10 protein-coding genes and 3 tRNA genes are annotated in these 17014 nt (G+C 61.9%); 12 read left to right on the forward strand and 1 reads right to left on the reverse strand.

Annotated features, from left to right (window positions below; all coding sequences use genetic code 11):
* Nucleotides 1-41: 41 nt before the first annotated feature.
* The 7 genes from AC1MGT_RS22240 (at nucleotide 42) to lon (ending at nucleotide 10754) form a co-directional block, all read left to right on the forward strand.
* A complete protein-coding gene (locus AC1MGT_RS22240; RefSeq protein WP_499502144.1) occupies nucleotides 42-1211 on the forward strand; it encodes an efflux RND transporter periplasmic adaptor subunit in 1170 nt (389 codons plus the stop codon).
* Entirely contained in the window at nucleotides 1208-4306 is a 3099-nt protein-coding gene (locus tag AC1MGT_RS22245; protein ID WP_499502145.1) for an efflux RND transporter permease subunit, read from the forward strand. Before AC1MGT_RS22240 ends, AC1MGT_RS22245 begins: the two co-directional genes overlap by 4 nt.
* Nucleotides 4307-4464: 158 nt before the next feature.
* Nucleotides 4465-4551, forward strand: a tRNA-Leu gene (locus AC1MGT_RS22250).
* A 31-nt stretch (nucleotides 4552-4582) separates the two neighbouring features.
* Nucleotides 4583-5923: a trigger factor gene (tig, locus tag AC1MGT_RS22255; RefSeq protein ID WP_499502146.1), complete on the forward strand. Its 1341-nt coding sequence runs from the start codon at nucleotides 4583-4585 to the stop codon at nucleotides 5921-5923.
* 78 nt (nucleotides 5924-6001) lie between these two features.
* Nucleotides 6002-6619, forward strand: coding sequence for an ATP-dependent Clp endopeptidase proteolytic subunit ClpP (gene clpP, locus AC1MGT_RS22260; protein WP_307732379.1), 618 nt, complete (start codon nucleotides 6002-6004; stop codon nucleotides 6617-6619).
* A gap of 182 nt (nucleotides 6620-6801) precedes the next feature.
* Nucleotides 6802-8070: an ATP-dependent Clp protease ATP-binding subunit ClpX gene (gene clpX, locus AC1MGT_RS22265; protein ID WP_183552143.1), complete on the forward strand. Its 1269-nt coding sequence runs from the start codon at nucleotides 6802-6804 to the stop codon at nucleotides 8068-8070.
* Between the two features lie 269 nt (nucleotides 8071-8339).
* On the forward strand, nucleotides 8340-10754 hold the full coding sequence (gene lon, locus AC1MGT_RS22270) for an endopeptidase La (RefSeq protein ID WP_183552144.1): 2415 nt from the start codon (nucleotides 8340-8342) through the stop codon (nucleotides 10752-10754).
* Between the two features lie 73 nt (nucleotides 10755-10827).
* On the opposite strand, the gene AC1MGT_RS22275 is transcribed toward lon, so the two are convergent.
* A complete protein-coding gene (locus AC1MGT_RS22275) occupies nucleotides 10828-11796 on the reverse strand; it encodes an IS1595 family transposase (protein ID WP_499502147.1) in 969 nt (322 codons plus the stop codon).
* Nucleotides 11797-12037: 241 nt separating this feature from the next.
* On the opposite strand from AC1MGT_RS22275, the gene AC1MGT_RS22280 reads away from it, so the two are divergent.
* The 5 genes from AC1MGT_RS22280 (at nucleotide 12038) to AC1MGT_RS22300 (ending at nucleotide 17014) form a co-directional block, all read left to right on the forward strand.
* Complete coding sequence (locus tag AC1MGT_RS22280; protein ID WP_499504351.1) at nucleotides 12038-12310, forward strand: HU family DNA-binding protein; 273 nt, start codon at nucleotides 12038-12040, stop codon at nucleotides 12308-12310.
* Nucleotides 12311-12391: 81 nt separating this feature from the next.
* A tRNA-Asp gene (locus tag AC1MGT_RS22285) sits at nucleotides 12392-12468 on the forward strand.
* A 25-nt stretch (nucleotides 12469-12493) separates the two neighbouring features.
* Nucleotides 12494-12570: transfer RNA gene (locus AC1MGT_RS22290), tRNA-Asp, on the forward strand.
* Nucleotides 12571-12804: 234 nt separating this feature from the next.
* Complete coding sequence (locus tag AC1MGT_RS22295; RefSeq protein WP_499502148.1) at nucleotides 12805-14724, forward strand: SurA N-terminal domain-containing protein; 1920 nt, start codon at nucleotides 12805-12807, stop codon at nucleotides 14722-14724.
* A gap of 142 nt (nucleotides 14725-14866) precedes the next feature.
* The gene (locus AC1MGT_RS22300) at nucleotides 14867-17014 is read left to right on the forward strand and encodes a beta-glucosidase (RefSeq protein WP_499502149.1); all 2148 of its coding nucleotides are present in this window, start codon (nucleotides 14867-14869) and stop codon (nucleotides 17012-17014) included.

The raw sequence follows: 17014 nt of genomic DNA on the forward strand, positions 1-17014 counted from the left end.
GCAGCACTCCACGCGCCGCCAGCTTCGGCTTGAGACGCCGCATGCCCAGTCAAAGGATCACCACCGTGTTTGTCCGATTTTCTTCCCCAATCCTGCGGGCGGCCGTGCTCGCCTTCTGCGCCGCCGGCGCCCTGGCTGCATGCTCCAAGCCCGCGCCGCCGACTGAGGATATCCGTCCGGTGCGGGTGATCCAGCTGGTGGCAGATGCGGGCGCCGAGCGGTCCCAGTTTTCGGGCGACGTGCGGCCACGCTACGAGTCGCAACTGGGCTTTCGGGTGGGCGGCAAGATCATCGAACGCAAGGTGGACGTGGGCGCGACGGTCAAGCGCGGCACGGTGCTGATGCGGCTCGACCCGCAAGACATCAGGCTGGCCGAAACCCAGGCCCGCGCCACGCTGCGCGCTGCCGACACCGAGCGCGAACTTGCCGCTGCCGACTACCAGCGGCATGTCAATCTGCGCTCCCAGAATTTCGTCAGCCAGGCCGTCCTCGACGCCAAGCAAAGCGCGCTCAAGGCCGCCCAGGCCAATGTCGATGCAGCGCGCGCCGGCTTGCGCGGCCAGTCGAACCAGGCCGATTACACGACCCTGGTTGCCGACGTCGATGGCGTCGTCACGGCCATTGATGCCGAAGTGGGGCAGGTCGTTCAGGCTGGCACGCCGGTGGTGCGCGTCGCCCGAACTGCGGAGAAGGAAGTCGTCATCGGCATCCCCGAAAACAAGGTGGACGAATTGCGCCAGTCGGCCGACGTGGTCGTGCGCCTGTGGGCCGATGCAGAGCAGACCATCCCGGGCAAGATCCGCGAAATTGCGCCGATGGCCGATGCGGCGACCCGCACCTACACCGTGAAAGTCGCGCTGCCCGCCCGCGCCGATGCGCGCCTGGGGATGAGCGCGACGGTGGAACTGGCCACGGGCGCGGCCACCACCGGCGGCCTGCGTGTGCCGTTGAGCGCGCTGGTCAACAACAAGGGCGCGAGCAGCGTCTGGGTCGTCGAAAACGGCGCCGTCAAGCTCGTGCCGGTGCAGGTGGCCGGCCAGGTCGAGAACGACGTGCTGGTATCCGGCGCCGTGCGCGCCGGCCAGAACGTGGTCACGGCCGGCGTGAACCTGCTCAAGCCGGGCCAGAAGGTGCGCGTCCTCACCGCCGATGTCGCGCGCCGGGCGGACGCTGAAGCGGCCATGACGGCCAACGGCGGGGCCGCACGATGAAGGGCTTCAACCTGTCGCGCTGGGCGCTGGAGCACATCCCGCTCACGCGCTTTTTGATCGCCGCCTGCCTGCTGTTCGGCATCCTGAGCTACTTCGAACTGGGCCAGGACGAAGACCCGCCATTCACTTTCCGCGCGATGGTCGTGCGCGCCGTGTGGCCGGGCGCCACGGCGCTGCAGATGGCCGAGCAGGTCACCGATCCGCTCGAGCGCAAGCTGCAGGAAACACCCTACGTCAACACGATCCGCAGTTTCTCCAAGCCGGGTGAAACCACGATCCTGATCGAGCTGCGTGAATCGACGCCGCCAAAAGAGACCAGCGCCGCGTGGTATCAGGTGCGCAAGAAAATCGGCGACATCACCGCCACGCTGCCGCAGGGCGTCATCGGCCCGTTCTTCAACGACGAATTCGGCGACACGTACGGCTCGATCTTCGCGTTGTCGGGCGACGGCTTCACGTACGGCGAAATGCGCGACTACGCCGACTTCGTGCGCCAGCAACTGCTGCGCGTGCCGCTGGTGGCCAAGGTCGAGCAGTTCGGCGTGCAGAACGAAAAAGTGTATATCGAGTTCTCCAGCAAGAAATTCGCCCAGCTCGGGGTGCCGTTCGAGCAGATCGTGAACCAGATCGCCACGCAGAACGCAGTCGAGGCCAGCGGCGTGCTGGTCACGCCCACGGACAACCTGTCGGTGCGGGTGACGGGTGCGCTCGGCACGCTCGACCAGATCGAGGCGCTGCAGCTGCGCGCGGGCGGCACCACGTTCCGCCTCGGCGACTTCGCGACCGTCAAGCGTGGCTACCAGGATCCGCCGGCCGACAAGATGCGCTTCAATGGCAAGGAAGTCATCGGCCTGGGCGTGTCGATGGAAAAGGGCGGCAATATCATCACAATGGGCAAGGGGCTGGCCGACACGGTGACCCGCATCCGCGCGCAGTTGCCGGTCGGGATCGAGCTCGAACGGGTGGCCGACCAGCCGCAGGCCGTCAAGGAATCGGTCGGCGAGTTCGTCAAGGTGCTGATCGAGGCGGTCGTGATCGTGCTGGTCGTGTCGTTCCTGGCCCTCGGTCTGCACACGAAGCCTAAATGGCGCATTGATATCTATCCGGGCCTGGTGGTGGCGCTGTCGATCCCGCTGGTGCTGGCCATCACGTTCCTGGCCATGCGCATGCTCGACATCTCTCTGCACAAGATTTCGCTGGGCGCGCTGATCATCGCGCTGGGCCTGCTGGTGGACGACGCCATTATTGCCGTCGAAATGATGGTGCGCAAAATGGAAGAGGGCATGTCGCGCTTCGAGGCCGCCACCTTCGCCTACACATCGACGGCCATGCCGATGTTGACCGGTACCCTGATCACGGCGGCGGGCTTCCTCCCGATCGGCCTGGCCGAATCGGCCGCCGGCGAGTACACGTTCACGATGTTCTCGGTCAATGGACTGGCGCTGCTGATCTCCTGGGTGGTGGCGGTGATGTTCACGCCCTATATCGGCTTCATGCTGCTGAAGGTCAAGCCGCACGCCCATGGCGACAGTGGCCACGACGTCTTCGATTCCCCGGCCTACCGGCGTTTCCGGCGCATCGTGACCTGGTGCGTCGAATGGCGCAAGACCACCATCGCGCTGACGCTCGCCGTGTTCGCGCTGGGTATCTTCGGCTTCAAATTCATCGAGAAGCAGTTCTTCCCGGATTCGAGCCGGCCCGAGCTGATGGTCGAACTCTGGTCGCCCGAGGGCACGAGCTTTGCCGCCAACGAGGCGAACGTCAAGCGCTTCGAAGCGTTTCTGGCGCAGCAGCAGGGCGTGCGCAGCGTGACGAGCTATGTCGGCACCGGCAGCCCGCGTTTCTATCTGCCGCTGGACCAGATCTTCCCGCAGTCGAACGTCTCGCAGGTGGTCGTGCTGCCGGTCGATACCAAGGCGCGCGACGCGCTGCGCCTGAAGATTGTCGATATCTTCAAGCACGATTTCCCCGAAGTGCGCGGGCGCGTCAGGCTGCTGGCCAATGGCCCGCCGGTTCCGTACCCCGTGCAGTTCCAGGTGCTGGGGCCGGACATCGGCGTCGTGCGCGGGATCGCCGACCAGGTCAGGGCGACGCTGCTGGCCAATCCGAACACGCTGGGCGTGAACGATAACTGGAACGAATCGATCAAGGTGCTGCGCCTCGACCTCGACCAGGACAAGCTGCGCGCACTGGGCGTGACGTCGCAGGCCGTGCGGCGCGCGGTCAACACGACGCTCACCGGCACGGCGGTCGGCCAGTTCCGTGAATCGAACCGCCTGATCGACATGGTCGTGCGCCAGCCACTGGAAGAGCGCTCGACCATCACGCGCCTGTCCGAAACGCTGGTGCCCACCGCCAGCGGGCAGGCCGTGACGATCGGCCAGGTGGCGCGCGTGCGCTTCGTCTGGGAGCCGGGCGTCGTCTGGCGTGAAGGCCGCGAGTGGGCCATCATGGTCCAGGCTGACGTGGTCGACGGTATCCAGGGGCCGACCGTGACCGCGCAAGTCGACAAGCAGTTGGGCGCGCTGCGTGCCAGGCTGCCGGCCGGCTACGCCCTGACAATCGAAGGCGCCGCCGCCGACAGCTCCGAAGCCGAGGCCTCCATCGCAGCCAATGTGCCGCTGGTGCTGTTCATCGTGTTTGTGCTGCTGATGCTGCAATTGCACAGCTTCTCGCGTTCGCTGCTGGTGTTTCTGACCGGCCCGCTGGGCGTGGCGGGCGCCGCGATGGCGCTGCTGATCCTCGACCGGCCCTTCGGCTTTGTCGCGAATCTGGGCGTGATCGCGCTGTTCGGCATGATCATCCGCAATTCGGTGATCCTGGTCGACCAGATTGAGCAGGACATTGCCACCGGCAGCCATCCATGGGATGCGATCATCGAAGCGGCCGTGCGCCGCTGCCGGCCGATCCTGCTGACGGCCGCCGCGGCGGCGCTGGCGATGATCCCGTTGTCGCGCTCGACGTTCTGGGGCCCGATGGCGGTGGCCATCATGGGCGGCCTGATGGTGGCGACGGCATTGACGCTGTTATTCCTGCCGGCCTTGTATGCGGCGTGGTTCCGCGTCAAAAAGCCGGCAGGGGCGGGCGGCAAATGAATGCATCCACCCCCGCACTGGAAAAAATGATGCCCAATAGTGTCAGAAATTCCAGTAAAATAATCGATTGAAGTTGTAGCCCCTAAACAATGGAGTGCAGGGCGGCCGGGTTCTACTGTCGGGCGCCCTTTGTTTTTGAGGCGATATTGCAATCCTGAGCGAGGATGGCGAAATTGGTAGACGCACCAGGTTTAGGTCCTGACGCCAGCAATGGTGTGGGGGTTCGAGTCCCCCTCCTCGCACCACGAATAATTATTTTTTTGGACGATTTTTACAATGGCAACTGCAGTCGAAACCCTGGGTAAACTCGAACGTCGCTTGACGATCTCTTTTCCGGTCGCTGACGTCCGCACTGAAGTCGAGAAGCGCCTGAAACAGCAGGCCAAGACCGCCAAGGCGCCTGGCTTCCGTCCGGGCAAAGTGCCGCTCAAGATGGTCGCTGCCCAGTACGGCTACCAGATCGAATCGGACGTGCTCAACGACAAAGTTGGCCGCGCATTCAACGAAGCCGCTGTCGCCAACGAACTGCGCGTTGCCGGTTTCCCGAAAATCGAGCCAAAAGACGACGCCCCTGAAGGCGTCCTCGAATTCAACGCCACCTTCGAAGTCTATCCTGAAGTCGTCATTGGCGACCTGGCAGCCGTTGAAGTCGAAACCGTCGTGACCGAAGTGTCCGACACCGAAATCGACAAGACCATCGACATCCTGCGCAAGCAGCGCGTGCACTACCACACCAAGGGCGAAGAGGGCGAACACGGCACCGGCGGCGAGCCAGTCGCAGCTGAAGGCGACCGCGTCACCGTCGACTTCGTCGGCACGCTGGACGGCGTCGAATTCGACGGCGGCAAGGCTGAAGATTACGCGTTCGTGCTGGGCGAAGGCCGCATGCTGCCTGAGTTCGAAGCCGCAACGATCGGCCTGAAGGTCGGCGAAGCCAAGACCTTCCCACTGGCGTTCCCAGAGGACTACCATGGCAAGGACGTCGCCGGTAAAACCGCCGAGTTCACCATCACCCTGAAGGCTCTCGAGTGGGCGCACATGCCTGCAGTCGACACCGAATTTGCCCAGTCGCTGGGAATCGAAGACGGCTCGATCGAGAAAATGCGTGAAGACATCAAGGTGAACCTGGAGCGCGAAGTGCGCGCCCGCGTCAAGGCTCGCAACAAGGAAGCCGTGATGGATGCACTGGTCAAGGCCACCGAACTGGACGTGCCGACCGTGATGGTCGAGCAGGATTCCGAGCGTCTGGCCGAAATGACCCGCCAGGACATGGCACAGCGCGGCATGGACGTGGCCAAGCTGCCATTCCCGTCCGAGATGTTCAAGGACAAGGCCGAGCGCCGCGTGCGCCTGGGTCTGATCCTGTCGCAACTGGTTGCTGACAACGATCTGCAAGCCACGCAAGATCAGGTGAAAGCCCAGATCGAAGATTTCTCGCAAAGCTACGAAGATCCGAAAGAAGTCCTGAAGTACTACTTCAGCGATCGTCGTCGTCTGGGCGAAGTCGAAGCCCTTGTATTGGAAGAAAACGTCGTCAACTACGTACTTGGCAAGGCCAAGGTCTCGAACAAGACCGTCGCTTTCGATGAACTGATGGGCAGCGTCCCACAGGCTTAAGAAAAGCAGGCCGGCCCCTCGAGGCCGGCTTTTTTCAATGGCCCATTTGACCAACCCCTAACAAGGAACGAGACAGGTATGATGCACAATCCAGCACTGGATACACAGGCACTCGGCTTGGTGCCGATGGTCGTCGAGCAAAGTGGTCGCGGCGAACGCGCCTACGACATTTACTCGCGCCTCTTGAAAGAACGCGTGATTTTCCTGGTCGGTCCCGTCAACGACCAGATGGCCAACCTGATCGTCGCCCAGATGCTGTTCCTGGAAAGCGAAAATCCTGACAAGGATATCTCGCTCTACATCAACTCGCCGGGTGGCTCGGTCTCGGCCGGCCTCGCGATCCTCGACACGATGAACTTCATCAAGCCCGATGTCTCGACGCTGTGCACGGGTCTGGCGGCCTCGATGGGCGCCTTCCTGCTGGCAGCCGGCGCCAAGGGCAAGCGTTTCTCGTTGCCGAACTCGCGCGTCATGATTCACCAGCCATCGGGCGGCTCGCAAGGCATGGCCTCGGATATCGAAATCCAGGCCAAGGAAATCCTGTACCTGCGCGAGCGTCTGGCCCGCATCATGTCCGATAACACCGGCCAGAGCATCGAACAGATCCACCGTGACACCGACCGTGACCGCTTCATGTCGGCCGAAGAGTCGGTCGAATATGGGCTGATCGACAAGGTCCTCACGCACCGCGGTTAAGAAATTGCCCGAGCATCCAGCGTGATGTTGGAAAAAAACGCCCGGACGCGAACACGTTCGGGCGTTTGTTTTTTATTTCGGGTAGCATGTTCGCATGCGCACCAGTTGCGCCCTTGGATTCGCCCTTGTTGCGTTTCCGGTTAAGCGTTATATTCATAGCAATTCAATAGAGTCCTGCCCCCATGTCAGAGAAAAAATCCTCCAGCGGCGAAAAACTGTTGTACTGCTCGTTCTGTGGAAAGAGCCAGCACGAAGTCAAGAAGCTGATCGCAGGACCGTCGGTGTTCATCTGCGATGAATGCATCGACTTGTGCAACGACATCATCCGCGATGAAACCTCGAACGTCGAAACGGTCACGGGCGCCAAGTCCGACCTGCCGACGCCCCTTGAAATCACCGAACTGCTCGACCAGTATGTGATCGGTCAGCAAACGGCCAAGCGCATCCTGTCGGTGGCGGTGTACAACCACTACAAGCGCCTCAAGCACCTGGGCAAGAAAGACGAAGTCGAACTGGCCAAGAGCAACATCCTGCTGGTCGGTCCTACCGGCTCCGGCAAGACGCTGCTGGCGCAGACGCTCGCACGCATGCTGAACGTGCCGTTCGTGATCGCCGATGCGACCACGCTGACCGAAGCCGGCTACGTCGGCGAAGACGTCGAGAACATCATCCAGAAGCTGCTGCAGAGCTGCAACTACGAGGTTGAAAAGGCCCAGCGCGGCATCGTCTACATCGACGAGATCGACAAGATCTCGCGCAAGTCCGACAACCCGTCGATCACCCGTGACGTGTCGGGCGAAGGCGTGCAGCAGGCGCTGCTCAAGCTGATCGAAGGCACGATGGCATCGGTGCCGCCGCAGGGCGGGCGCAAGCACCCGAACCAGGACTTCGTCCAGATCGACACGACCAACATCATGTTCATCTGCGGCGGTGCGTTCGATGGCCTGGCCAAGGTGATTCAGAACCGTTCCGTCAAGAGCGGCATCGGCTTTGGCGCCACGGTCAAGAGCCTCGATTCCGGCTACAACGCCGAGATCCTGCTCGAAGCCGAACCCGAAGACCTGATCAAGTTCGGTCTGATTCCCGAGCTGGTCGGCCGTCTGCCGGTGGTAGCTGCCTTGTCCGAACTGACCGAAGAAGCACTGATCCAGATTCTGATCGAACCAAAGAATGCGTTGATCAAGCAATATTCGAAATTGCTGGAAATGGAAGGCGCCGAACTGGAGATTCGTCCGGCAGCGCTGCATGCAATTGCGAAGAAAGCACTGGCCCGTAAAACCGGCGCACGTGGCCTGCGTTCGATTCTCGAACATGCGCTGCTTGACGTGATGTATGAATTGCCAGGCCAGTCGAATGTCGTGAAAGTCGTGATTGATGAAAATACGATCACGAACGGCGCGAAACCTTTGCTGATTTACAGCGAAACGGCAAAAGCGTCGGGAGAAAACTGAAAAAAATCCGTCGGCGAGCGACAAATTGCTTGCCGCACGGATTCAACTCGGTACAATCAATCTCAATAAAAGAGCCCGGCTTCATTCGAAAAGCCACTCGCGGTACGCCGTGTGGTGGCTTTTTCATTTTCCGAGAGTCTTTTATTGGAACGGCTATATGCTCTGACAAGTAGGTTTTCTTTTACTTACAGAATATATTTTTGCCGGACGGTCTTGTGTTTTGGCTGTCCAGTGCCCAAGTTCAGAACACGCTTTTTATAAGGTATGCCATGACAACTTCGAAATTAACCGAGCAAACGACGCTGCCACTTCTGCCGTTGCGCGATGTGGTTGTGTTCCCGCATATGGTGATACCTCTGTTCGTTGGCCGCCCTAAATCGATCAAGGCTCTGGAAGCCGCGATGGAGCAGGGCAAAAGCATCATGCTGGCCGCCCAGAAGGCCGCCGCCAAGGACGAACCGTCCGCCGCAGACATCTACGAGATCGGCTGCGTCGCCAATATTCTGCAGATGCTGAAACTCCCGGACGGCACCGTCAAGGTCCTGGTCGAGGGTTCGCAGCGCGCCCGTATCGATACGATCAACGACGGCGCCACGCACTTCACGGCGCAACTGACGCCGGTCGAATCGGAAATCGGCGACGACTCCGAAGTCGAGGCGATGCGCCGCGCGATCGTCCAGCAGTTCGACCAGTACGTCAAACTCAACAAAAAGATTCCACCAGAAATCCTGGCGTCGCTCGCCGGCATCGATGACGCAGGCCGCCTGGCCGATACCGTCGCTGCGCACCTGCCGCTCAAGCTCGAGCAGAAGCAAGTGATCCTGGAGATCTTCAATGTCGCCAAGCGCCTCGAGCACCTGCTCGGCCAGCTGGAAGGTGAACTGGACATCCTGCAAGTCGAGAAGCGCATCCGTGGCCGCGTCAAGCGCCAGATGGAAAAGTCGCAGCGCGAGTACTACCTGAACGAGCAGGTCAAGGCAATTCAGAAAGAGCTGGGCGAGGGCGAAGAGGGCGCCGACATCGAGGAACTCGAAAAGAAAGTCGTCGCCGCCAAGATGCCGAAAGAAGCCATGGAAAAAGCCCAGGCCGAAATTCGCAAGCTCAAGCTGATGTCGCCGATGTCGGCCGAAGCCACCGTCGTGCGCAACTACATCGATACGCTGGTGTCGCTCCCATGGCGCAAGAAGTCGAAGGTCGCGATCGATCTGGCCAGTGCCGAAGCCGTCCTTGAACAGGATCACTATGGCCTGGACAAGATCAAGGAACGCATCCTGGAATACCTCGCAGTGCAACAGCGCGTCGACAAGCTGAAAGCACCGATCCTGTGCTTCGTCGGTCCTCCGGGCGTCGGCAAGACGTCGCTCGGCCAGTCCATCGCCCGCGCGACGAACCGCAAGTTCGTGCGCATGGCCCTGGGTGGCGTGCGTGACGAAGCCGAGATCCGTGGCCACCGCCGCACGTACATCGGTTCGATGCCGGGCAAGGTGCTGCAATCGCTGGCGAAGGTCGGCGTACGCAACCCGCTGTTCCTGCTCGACGAGATCGACAAGATGGGCGCCGATTTCCGTGGCGATCCATCGTCGGCCCTGCTCGAGGTGCTGGACCCTGAACAGAATCACACGTTCTCGGACCACTATCTCGAAGTGGACTTCGACCTGTCGGACGTGATGTTCGTGGCGACGTCGAACTCGTACAACATTCCGCCGGCGCTGCTGGACCGTATGGAAGTCATTCGCCTGTCGGGTTACACCGAAGACGAAAAGACCAGCATCGCGCTGCGCTACCTGTTGCCGAAGCAGTTGAAGAACAACGGCTTGAAGGAAGAGGAAATCAAGGTCGAAGAGACCGCGATCCGCGACATCATCCGTTACTACACCCGCGAAGCCGGCGTACGTTCGCTCGAGCGCGAAGTGTCGAAGATCTGCCGCAAGGTCGTCAAGATGCTGCTGCTGAAAAAGCCGGGCACGGGCGCCGACAAGCGCGTCATCGTCAACGGCAAGAACCTGGACAAGTTCCTGGGCGTGCGCCGCTATGACTTTGGCGTCGCCGAGAAAGACAACCAGGTCGGCCAGGTGGTTGGTCTGGCCTGGACCGAAGTCGGTGGCGATCTGCTGACGATCGAAGCCGTCAACGTGCCGGGCAAGGGCGCCATCATCCGCACCGGTACGCTGGGCGACGTGATGAAGGAATCGATTGAAGCCGCCCGCACCGTGGTGCGCAGCCGCGCCGCGCGTCTCGGTATCAAGAACGAGGCGTTCGAGAAGGCCGACATCCACATCCACGTGCCGGAAGGCGCGACGCCGAAGGATGGTCCGTCGGCCGGTATCGGCATGACGACGGCGCTGGTCTCGGCCTTCACGGGCATCCCGGTGCGCGCCGATGTGGCGATGACGGGCGAGATCACGCTGCGCGGCGAAGTCCTGCCGATCGGTGGTTTGAAAGAGAAACTGCTGGCAGCGCATCGCGGTGGCATCAAGACGGTGCTGATTCCCGAGCAGAATGTGAAGGACCTGGCCGAGATTCCGGACAACGTCAAGAACAAGCTCGAGATCGTGCCGGTGCGCTGGATCGAGAAAGTGCTGGAGATTGCACTGGAGCGTCAGCCGCAGCCGTTGGTGGAAGATCCAGCGGTGGCCGTCGCGCCAGCGCCGGTGGAAGCCAAGCCGGAAGTGGTCAAGCACTAAATAGTATCCAGCTGCTTGCAGCTTCCCGAAACAGGCGCCCGTGTGGCGCCTGTTTTTTTTGGCTCAGTCAGCGTTATCTGTTGATGACACTGATAGCAATACTAAAAAATTGTTCTGGCGAAAAAATTCGCGCACTATCCAGCGCCCAGCGCCAGCCCAGATAATTGGGTAGATAGCGTGACGCCACGCCCCGAAAGCCCTGTAGCCAGGTCTTGAACCGCTGGTGGTAGGCATTCACGTTCTGTACATGGATGGCAAGGTTGCCTGGCCGCCTCGCACGCACCCCGGCGCGCAAATTGACCGTCTCGTGCGCGATCCTGTGCTTGCGTGCAAAGGCGCGGTAGGCAGCGTGGCTGTCACTAACCAGCAAGGCCTGTCGATCGAGCCTGGGCAGCAAGTCACGGTCGAGTTGCGCAGCGGTGAGCGCTCCTCGGCCAGTGACGGCATCGCCCGTGCGCCCCTCGCGATCGCGCGCGACCAGGATGCAGTCCAGTTCAGCGGAAATGCCCCGTTTGGCAGCGTGGCCGCCGCGGCGGCGCGCTGGCCGATCGAGCGTGCGCGACCCTTTTTGTGACTTGAGTAGGAACGTTTCGTCAGCTTCGACGATGCCGTTGAGCGCCGCGGGCCGGTCGAGTTTGACCCAGTGCAGGAAGCGGTGGCGCCATCGAAAGGCTGTGTTGCGGTGTACCCCGACATGATCTGCGGCCTTGCGCACGGGGAATGAATCGAGCAGCACCTGCGAATACGCGAGCCATTTGGCTTTGTGCCTGAGCCGCGCCAGTGGCGTGCCGGTCAGGTCGTTAAAGGTGCGGCCGCAGGCGCAGCAGCGGTAGCGCTGCAAGTCGTTGGCGAACCCGTGCCGGTAGCAACGCTCGTTACCGCATCTGGGACAGCAGCGGCGTGGCGCTCTGACCTCACTGATGAGCGCGACCACCTGTTCGAGCCCGGCTGCAGGATGCAGGGCATCAAGCACTTGGCGGCGCTGCGGCTGATTCAGTGACGGCAGTTTTGCTATCCAGCCCTTGAAACGTGGCGCTTTCATGATTGACTCCTGACGCTGGGGACAGGGTTGGACCATTGGAGTGCTCGTCAGTTCAAAGGTAGTCTCTATTTAACGTTGACTGCGCCTTTTTTTTGCGTCGTCGGGATGGCGCATCTTATGCCACAGATGAACCTGCGTTGAAGCGGCCTCGCTTGACAGCGTCATGTTGCCCTTGTTTAATACGGCCTGCACTTTTGCAGCAGCGGCGCGTGTGCGTCACGAACGGGAAACGAGGGAACGAGTGAACAAGTCAGAACTGATCGAAGAAATCGCGAAGTCCGCGGACATTACCAAGGCATCGGCAGCGCGTGCCCTCGACGCCGTGATCGACGCCGTGACCGAAACCCTGAAAAAGAACGACAGCGTGACCCTGGTCGGCTTTGGCACCTTCACGGTCGGCGAGCGCGCCGCACGCACGGGCCGCGATCCGCGCACCAAGGAGCCCATCAAAATCAAGGCTGCACGCGTCCCGAAATTTAAGGCTGGTAAAGCGCTGAAAGATGCTGTAAACTAATGCCTTCTTCGCGGTGACAAGCGAAGGAAAGCAACAGGGGTGGTTGTGTAGTCCCTGATGTTTGTTGGTGTGTTTTTTGCTGGAGCGGTAGTTCAGTTGGTTAGAATACCGGCCTGTCACGCCGGGGGTCGCGGGTTCGAGCCCCGTCCGCTCCGCCACAAAAAACGCACAAACATTATGTCTGGAGCGGTAGTTCAGTTGGTTAGAATACCGGCCTGTCACGCCGGGGGTCGCGGGTTCGAGTCCCGTCCGCTCCGCCAGAATATAGTAGCAAGAATGCTCCCCCTGCGGGGAGCATGGCTTGGACGAGAAGGGATTTCCCTGTAGGGAAATCAGCGGCCTGCAGCATGTAGGCGAGTCCCGTCCGCTCCGCCAGAATTGCGTAAAATAGGGGTGGCTCGCTGAGCCGCCTCATGATGAGAAGAGGCGAACGCGAGTTCGCCTTTTTTTTTAACTTGTGCTGTTATTGCATTCTCAACCTTGAATGGCTGACCATGTTTGAATTTATTCGGAACAACAAGCGTTGGATGTACGGGATCCTGCTTCTTTTGATCGTCCCATCGTTCGTGTTTGTCGGGATGGAGAGTTACCAGAGTAATGATGCCGGGACCCACGTCGCCACCGTTGGCGGCGAAAAGATCTCGCGCCAGGAATGGGAAGATGCGCAACGTCGCCAGATCGACCAGGCACGCCAGATGATGGGCGCCCAGTTCGACCAGAAGATGTTCGAGACCGCTGAAGCCAAGAAAACGATCCTCAATAATCTGGTTGGCGAACGCGCCATCAGCACCGAGATCGCCCGCTCGCACATGAACGTCAGCGATGCAACGCTGCAAAAGACCATCATGGAGATCCAGCAGTTCCGCCAGCCGGACGGTGGCTTCGACATGGAAGGCTACAAGGCTGCTCTGGCAGCGCAGGGCATGACGCCGGCGATGTTCGACCAGCGCCTGCGCCGCGACCTCACCGTGCAGCAACTGACCGGTTCGATCCAGGCCACCGCCTTTGCACCGCGCAGCGTCGCAACGCGCCTGTCGAACATCAACGACCAGGAGCGTGAAGTGCAGGAGATCGTGTTCCCGATCGCGACCTACCTGCCGCAGGTCAAGGTTACCGACGCGATGGTCAAGGCGTACTACGACAAGAACGCGACGCTGTTCCAGATTCCGGAGCAGGTCAAGGCCGAATACGTCGTCTTTAACGCTGCCACCGTCGAAAACCAGGTGCAGGTGTCGGACGCCGAAATCAGCGACTTCTACAACAAGAACCTCAAGAACTACACGACGCCCGAGCAGCGCAGCGCCAGCCACATCCTGATCACGGTGGCCAAGGACGCCAAGCCAGCCGACCAGGCCGCGGCCAAGACGAAAGCGGAAGCCGTGCTGGCACAAGTGCGCGCAGCGCCGGCCAATTTCGCCGCGATTGCCAAGGCCAATTCGCAAGACCCGGGCTCGGCCCAGGCTGGCGGCGATCTGGGTGTGGTCGAGAAGGGTCTGTTCGTCAAGTCGGTCGAAGACGCGATCTATGCGTTGAAAGAAGGCGAAACGAGCGGCCTGGTGCAGTCGGAATTCGGCTGGCACATCATCAAGCTCAATTCGATCAAGCCGGCGACGCAAAAGTCGCTGGACACGGCCCGTGAACAGATTGCAGGCGACCTCAAGAAGCAGAAGATGGCTGCCAAGTACACCGAACTGGCTGGCGTGTTTTCCGAGACAGCGTATGACCAGTCGGACAGCCTGAAGCCGGTGGCCGACAAGCTCAAGCTGCAGATCCAGACCGTCGACAACCTGACCCGTACGCCGAATCCGGCGCTGGGCGATGCACCGTTCAACAACGCCAAGTTCCTGACTGCCCTGTTCAGCAACGACGCACTGAAGAACAAGCGCAATACCGAAGCGGTGGAAGTCGCGCCAAGCGTGCTCGTGGCAGGTCGCGTGGTTGAACTGCGTCCGGCAGCCAAACGTCCGCTGGCCGAGGTCGAAGCGCAGATTCGTCAGCGCGTGACGATCGAGGAAGCGGTGCGCCTGGCACGCCAGGCAGGTGAAGCCAAGCTGGCTGCGGCCAAGGCGGCAGGCGATGCGACCGGTTTCGGCGCACCAGTGGTCGTCTCGCGCACCAAGCAGCCGACGATCAACCAGCCCGGTGCGATTGCCGTACTCAAGGCTGACGCCACCAAGCTGCCGGCGTATGTCGGTGTCGATGTGCCGGGCCAGGGTTACGCCGTCTATCGCATCAACAAGGTCTCGCAGCCGGCGCAGCTCGACGCGGCGCGCCGCAAGCAGGAAGCCGACCAGATCGGCAACATGATGGGCCAGCAGCAGATGGTCGATTACGTTGAAGCACTGAAGGTCAAGGCCAAGGCCAAGGTAACGGCCACGCCGTCGCAGCTGGGCACGAATACCGACGCGCAGTAAGTCGTCGCCTGTTCGGTCCTGATTGAAAAAGCCCGGTTGCGCAAGCAGCCGGGCTTTTTTGCGATGTGCTTAACCGACCCGGCGGATGGCATCTGGAACACTGGACGGATCAGCTACTCTCCATCATGAAGGGACCGTTCCAATGACCACTGCCACCACGAGCCGTCAGCGCGCTCAGGATCTCGTCGCGCGCATGACGGAGGACGAAAAGTTCGCCTGGCTGTCCGGCCCGATGGCCATTCCTCTGACGGACGAGCTCAAAGCGCAGGGCGCCATCGGTTCGGCTGCGTTCTACCCGGGCATCCCACGGCTGGGCATCCCTGCCATGCAGCAGGCCGACGCCAGTCTCGGGATCAGCAATATCGGCGGCGTTCGCCCTGGTGACCATGCGACGGGAATGCCCAGCTCGCTGCTGCTGGGCGCCACCTTCAATCGCCAGCTGGCACACGACAGCGGCGCCCTGGTCGGACGCGAAGCGCAGGCGAAGGGCTTCAATGTGCAGCTTGCAGGTGGCGCGAACCTGATCCGCGAACCGCGCGGCGGACGCAATTTCGAATACATCAGCGAGGATCCGCTTCTGACCGGCGTGCTGGCCGGCCACTCGGTCGCCGGCATCCAGGCCCAGCGCATCGTCTCGACCGTCAAGCATTTCGTCGCCAACGGTCAGGAAACCGGGCGCGTGATGGTCAGCGCGAACCTGGCCGAAGCGGCGCTGCGCGAATCCGACCTGCTGGCGTTCCAGATCGCCATCGAGATCGGCAAGCCGGGCGCCGTCATGCCCGGCTATAACCTGGTCAATGGTCACTATGCGTCCGAGAACGCCTTTTTGCTGCAACAGGTCCTCAAGGACGAATGGGGTTACGCCGGCTGGGTCATGTCGGACTGGGGCGCCACGCATTCAACCGTCAAGGCAGCACTCGCAGGCCTCGACGTGCAATCGGGCGCCAATCTCGACGATGCGCATTACTTCGGCCAGGCCCTGCGCGATGCGGTGCGCGAGGGCCAGGTGCCGCAGTCGCGCATCGACGATATGGTGACGCGCATCCTCACGAGCCTGATCGACGTCGGCGCGCTCGATGCGCCGCCGCTTGAGGGCCGCACGCAGCCGATCGACTTCAGCCAGCACAAGCTGATCGCGCAGCGCCAGGCCGAGGAAGGCATCGTGCTGCTCACGAACCGGAACGCGACGCTGCCGCTGCCGCAGCGCCTGGCCCGCGTGCTGGTCGTCGGCGCGCATGCCGACCATGGCGTGCTGTGTGGCGGCGGTTCATCGGCCGTAACGCCCATCGGCAGCCTGCAACTGCCCGGCACCAGCATCATGGGGATGGACGTGGCCAAGGTCGTTCAGCCGTCGTCGCTCGTCACCGCGATCAAAGAAGAAAGCGGCGCAGGCGACGTCGTGTTCGTCGACGGCACCGATCGGCAACAGGTGCTGGACGCCGCGCGCCACGCCGATGCGGTGATCGTGTTCGCGCAGGAGTGGCGCTCGGAGGGCCTGGACGCCGTGGGCCTCGCACTGCCCGACGACCAGGATGCGCTGATCGAGGCCATCGCCGGCGTCAACCCGGCGACGATCGTCGTGATCCAGTCGGGCGGCCCCGTCACGATGCCGTGGCGCGACAGCGTGGCCGCGATCCTGGCGGCCTGGTACCCGGGATCGGGCGGCGGGCCGGCCGTGGCGGGCGTGCTGTTCGGGCGCGTCAATCCCTCGGGCCGGTTGCCAGTGACGTTCCCGGCCAGCGAGGCGCAGTTGCCGCGCCCCGAACAGATCGATCCGGAAACCACGACGTCCAACCCGGCCACGCCGCGCAAGGGCGGCATCATCCCGCTCGATTACGATCTTGAAGGGTCGGATGTCGGCTATCGGTGGTTCACGCGTGAAGGGCATCAGCCGCTGTTCCCGTTCGGGTTCGGCTTGTCGTACACGACGTTTGCACTGAGCGGTCTGCGCGTCAGTGTGGATGGGATTTACACCGCGAGCGTTGAGGTGGCCAATACCGGCGCGCGTAGGGGTGCGGTCGTGGTGCAGATCTATATTGCCAAGCCCGGCGCCGACGGCTTCGTCAAGCGCCTGGCAGGCTTCACCAAAACGACGTTGGCGGCCGGAGAGCGCGTCAGCGTCGAGATCGACCTCGAACCGCGCATCCTTGCACGCTACCGGGTGGGTGGCGACGCGCCGGGCTTTGCCATCGAGCCCGGCATCTACCGCGTGTGGGCGGCGCAGCACGCCGGTGACGACGCGCTCTGGCAGGATGTCGCAATCGACGAGGCCCGCCGCATCGCCCCGTAG

It is taken from the genome of Telluria sp. BA11 (genome assembly GCF_056680305.1).

Bases quoted from the DNA above. Each gene is read 5' to 3' on its own strand.
- tig (WP_499502146.1), top strand. From the start codon at position 4,583: ATGGCAACTGCAGTCGAAACCCTGGGTAAACTCGAACGTCGCTTGACG.
- clpX (WP_183552143.1), top strand. From the start codon at position 6,802: ATGTCAGAGAAAAAATCCTCCAGCGGCGAAAAACTGTTGTACTGCTCG.
- lon (WP_183552144.1), top strand. From the start codon at position 8,340: ATGACAACTTCGAAATTAACCGAGCAAACGACGCTGCCACTTCTGCCG.
- AC1MGT_RS22245 (WP_499502145.1), top strand. From the start codon at position 1,208: ATGAAGGGCTTCAACCTGTCGCGCTGGGCGCTGGAGCACATCCCGCTC.
- AC1MGT_RS22240 (WP_499502144.1), top strand. From the start codon at position 42: ATGCCCAGTCAAAGGATCACCACCGTGTTTGTCCGATTTTCTTCCCCA.
- AC1MGT_RS22300 (WP_499502149.1), top strand. From the start codon at position 14,867: ATGACCACTGCCACCACGAGCCGTCAGCGCGCTCAGGATCTCGTCGCG.
- AC1MGT_RS22275 (WP_499502147.1), bottom strand. From the start codon at position 11,796: ATGAAAGCGCCACGTTTCAAGGGCTGGATAGCAAAACTGCCGTCACTG.
- clpP (WP_307732379.1), top strand. From the start codon at position 6,002: ATGATGCACAATCCAGCACTGGATACACAGGCACTCGGCTTGGTGCCG.
- AC1MGT_RS22295 (WP_499502148.1), top strand. From the start codon at position 12,805: ATGTTTGAATTTATTCGGAACAACAAGCGTTGGATGTACGGGATCCTG.